The sequence below is a fragment of the Acinetobacter sp. UBA3132 genome (genome assembly GCF_002364825.1).
Taxonomy (GTDB): domain Bacteria; phylum Pseudomonadota; class Gammaproteobacteria; order Pseudomonadales; family Moraxellaceae; genus Acinetobacter; species Acinetobacter schindleri.
Genome location: NZ_DEZM01000207.1, coordinates 1 through 4,087, shown reverse-complemented (window position 1 = coordinate 4,087; position 4,087 = coordinate 1). Strand labels below are relative to the sequence as shown.

Sequence of the window (4,087 nt, the reverse complement as noted above, 5' to 3'; positions counted from 1 at the left end):
AGCCGGCAAACATTAGAATTTTTTTCATATTTATTTTAGTAATATCTTAAGACGGCATATTTTTATTTATTGTTTAAATATAAGTCAATTACTTTCAGTAATTTAAATACCTGAATTGAAATAACTCCAGTTTAGTCCCATATATAAAAACACAATGAAATGCACAGACAGGCAGAATAAGTTGTCGTATGATCAATATGATTAACATTTTTTGCTTTACATAAGCTGTGTAAAAAGATCAGGACATTAATATGAATATTGCGGCTAATCCAGCGATCGAAGCAGATCAAACCATTTATTTAAAAGACTATCAAAAACCTTCTTATATCGTTGACTCGGTTGAGCTCAATATTCAGGTTTATGCAGATCATACGCTGGTCAGCGCTACACTGGTAATGCAGCGTCAGACTGAAGGTGAGCTGGTTTTACTCGGTCGTGATCTGGAATTACAATCAATTCATGTTAATGGTAAGCCACTTTCTGAAAGTGAGTACAAGCTTGATACTGAACAGTTAGTGATTGGCAATGCACCGGATCAGGCTACGATTGAAACTGTTGTTCGTATTCATCCTGAATCCAATACCCAATTAGAAGGCCTGTATCAAGCCAGTTCGGATCTGTTTGTGACTCAGAATGAACCAGAAGGCTTCCGTAAAATTACCTTCTATCCGGACCGTCCGGATGTCCTGTCTGTTTTTACTACACGTGTTGAAGCAGACAAGAAATTCCCGGTACTTCTTGCCAATGGTAACCTGATTGAAACGGGTGAAGCGGGGGAAGGCCGTCACTATGCAATCTGGCAAGATCCAACCAAGAAACCAAGTTACCTGTTTGCTTGTGTGATCGGTGATCTGGCTGTGATGAAAGATCGCTATACCACTTCTGAAGGCCGTGATGTAGCACTTGAAATTTATGCTGAAGAGAAAGACATTCCAAAGTGTAAAATTGCCATGGAAGCCTTAAAGCACTCTATGCGTTGGGATGAAGAACACTATGGTCGTCCTTATGATCTTGATAATTACATGATTGTTGCCACGAGCGCGTTTAATATGGGCGCAATGGAAAATAAAGGTCTGAATATCTTTAATACTTCATGTGTACTGGCAGATGAAGAATTTACCACTGATGCTGCAATCATGCGGGTACAGTCAGTGATCGCACATGAATATTTCCATAACTGGACCGGTAACCGTATTACCTGCCGTGACTGGTTCCAGTTGTGTTTAAAAGAAGGTTTGACTGTCTTCCGTGACCAGTCTTTCTCTGAAGATCTGCAGTCTGCAGCCGTACAGCGTATTGATGATGTTGCAGTGCTTAAGGCGCATCAGTTCCCTGAAGATTCAGGTCCATTGTCGCATCCACCGCGTCCAGACCATTTTGTAGAAATTAATAACTTCTATACTGCAACAGTGTATGAAAAAGGCGCGGAAATTAACCGTATGATGGCGACCTTGCTCGGTAAAGCTAAATTCCGTATGGGTACAGATGAATATTTCCGCCGACATGATGGTGAGGCAGTGACGGTGGAAGACTGGGTTGCAGCATTAAGCGCAGGTTCTGGTGTCGATCTGTCCAGCTTCCTGATCTGGTATAACCAGCCAGGTACCCCAAAGCTGGAAGTGCATGGTGAATATGATGCAGAAGCACAGACCTATTGCCTGAACTTTAAACAAAGCCTGAAAGCACATCCGAAATATCCAAATCTGCAAGCTGTCCCGATTCCGGTGGCATTGGCCCTGTTTGATGCAGAGAGTGGTGAACAGCTGACCTTGAATTCAGCAGCACTGTTTGAAAATGGTGTCAAAGATGGGGTATACCTGTTTGATCAGGAGCAGGCACGTATCGAATTTACTGGGGTAAAAGCAAAACCAGTGGTGTCATTACTGCGTAACTTCTCGGCACCAGTCAATCTGGAATTTAACTATTCGGATAAAGAGCTGGCCTTCTTGCTGCAGTATGAAACCAATGGTTTTAATCGCTGGCAGGCGACCCAGACTTTACTTGAGCGTATTCTCCTGAATGATCAGCCTGCGGACATTTATGTGCAGGCGATGTTGAATACCTTGCCGGGTGTGATTGAACAGGATCCGTTATTGGCATCTCGTCTGTTTGATGTGCCAACTGAGGGTTATCTTGGCAGCCGGATTGATGTGGACTATCGTCCAAGCAAGATTCAGGAAAAACGTAACGCCTTACTGAATAAATTGGCACGTGCTTTTGCTGATACTGCCAAAGAAATTTACCTGTCACTTGATCCAGATCTGCAATCTGATTTCTCTCAGGCAATGGGTACCCGTGCATTAAGAAATATCATGCTTACCATGATCGCACGTCAAGGGGATGACTCTGCTTTTGATTTGGCTTATGAGCAGTATCATACCGGGAACATGTCTGAACGTCTGGGAGCGCTTAAAGTCCTGGTCTGGAATGATGCACCACAAGCCCAAGAAGTTCTAGCAGACTTCTATAGCCGCTTTGAAGATGAAGCTTTATCTTTAGATCAATGGTTTATGGTTCAGGCAGCGCATCCTCAAGCAACTGCTGAAATGATTGCTTATCTGACACAGCATCCTGATTATGATCTGGCTGTGCCGAACCGTATTCGTGCTGTAAGTGGGGGTTTGAATGCAAATCCGGTCAATACCTGGGGTTTTGGTGTACAGCACTATATTACTTTGGCGAAATATCTGGATGAGAAAAACCCGATTGTCGGTTCACGTCTGCTTCAAGTTCTCTCTCGTTGGTATACTCTGGCTGAACCACAACGTAGTGAAGTGAAAGCTCAACTTGAAGCTCTGAAACCCCTGGTAAAATCTAAAAATGTTTGTGAAACCTTGAACAGTATGCTCAGTGTTTAATTAAACCTTGTTGAAAAAGCCGGGTTTAATATCCGGCTTTTTTATTTAGAGCATCAGTAATATTTATTCAATATGTTATTAAAGAAAGTATGTATTAAATTTTGCTTTACTATAGCAACACATATCGAAGTATGTGTGACGCCAATTTCAGGCGCTCACAATGTAAAGATCAAGATGATCTGATAATTGGGCGAATTGAAATGTTATTTAAAATTGAGGATGGATTTTATTTAAATACTCAACACATTATTGCTGTGCGAGTCATCAAGGACAGTACGCGTGGAGTATTCGAACTTCATCTGGAATACACTCCAAATTCGGTACAGAAATCTGGTGAATATATCAAAGTGTTCAGCTCCCAGTTGGAAGCGGAAATGTTCCTCAACCAATTGAACCAGAAAATTCGCTAGTTTCTAGAAAATCAAAAAGCCTGTCATTAAGACAGGCTTTTTGATGAGCAAGGAAGGGCATTTATTCTTTAACGATTAATATTGGAGTTTCAGCCAAGCCGAGTACATTTTGTGCCACGCTGCCTAAAATCAGTTTTTGTAATCCTTTACGTCCATGTGAACCCATCACAATCAAATCTGCACCAGTTTCTTCTGCAGTATTTGCGACATGCTCGGCATTCACCAAACCAGTCACAATATGTGTTTCGGCTTCCACGCCTTCCTCTTGGGCAATGATGCTTGCTTGTTTCAATGCTTTTTTGGCATTGGCATGGGCTTCAACAAAATATTCTTTCATAATGGCAGAGCTATAGTAGAAATCTGCCTCAGTAAAAGGATTTTCTGCAATCAGACTGACGAGTGTCAGTCTGCTACCAAAAGCTTTCGCAATTTTTGCAGCATGACGTACTGCTGAAAAGGAAATTTCTGAACCGTCCACAGGGACTAAAATATGTTGATAGGCCATCTTATTTATACTCCGGTTTCGTTTTTGTCTTGCTTTAAACTATTGATAGCACAGTGACGGAGGGGGTTCAATTGCAAAATATAAAAAAATCTGAAAATTCATTAAATTACAGTGATATATTCACAAAAAACTGTAGACTGATTGGCAGATAAAACAGACTGGAATACCCGGATTTTAAGCAAGTTTGCTCAATCCATATTAAGCTGATTGGGTTAAAATATATAGAGCGTTGAAACTTGGAAAATTATTAGTGGAAATATTCAAGATATGGTGAATACACATATAGTCAAAGCTGGAAAAGGATTATTAGGATT

Annotated in this window: 3 protein-coding genes; 2 read left to right on the top strand and 1 reads right to left on the bottom strand. The window is 41.1% G+C overall.

Annotation, left to right across the window (positions count from 1 at the left end; genetic code table 11):
* Positions 1-251: 251 nt before the first annotated feature.
* Entirely contained in the window at positions 252-2,858 is a 2,607-nt protein-coding gene (gene pepN / locus B4033_RS11475) for an aminopeptidase N (protein ID WP_286834125.1), read from the top strand.
* Between the two features lie 200 nt (positions 2,859-3,058).
* Positions 3,059-3,268, top strand: a complete 210-nt coding sequence (locus B4033_RS11470; RefSeq protein ID WP_026056698.1) for a hypothetical protein — start codon at positions 3,059-3,061, stop codon at positions 3,266-3,268.
* A gap of 61 nt (positions 3,269-3,329) precedes the next feature.
* Here B4033_RS11470 and B4033_RS11465 read toward each other — a convergent pair whose 3' ends face one another.
* The gene (locus B4033_RS11465; protein WP_286834124.1) at positions 3,330-3,773 is read right to left on the bottom strand and encodes a universal stress protein; all 444 of its coding nucleotides are present in this window, start codon (positions 3,771-3,773) and stop codon (positions 3,330-3,332) included.
* Between the last annotated feature and the right edge of the window lie 314 nt (positions 3,774-4,087).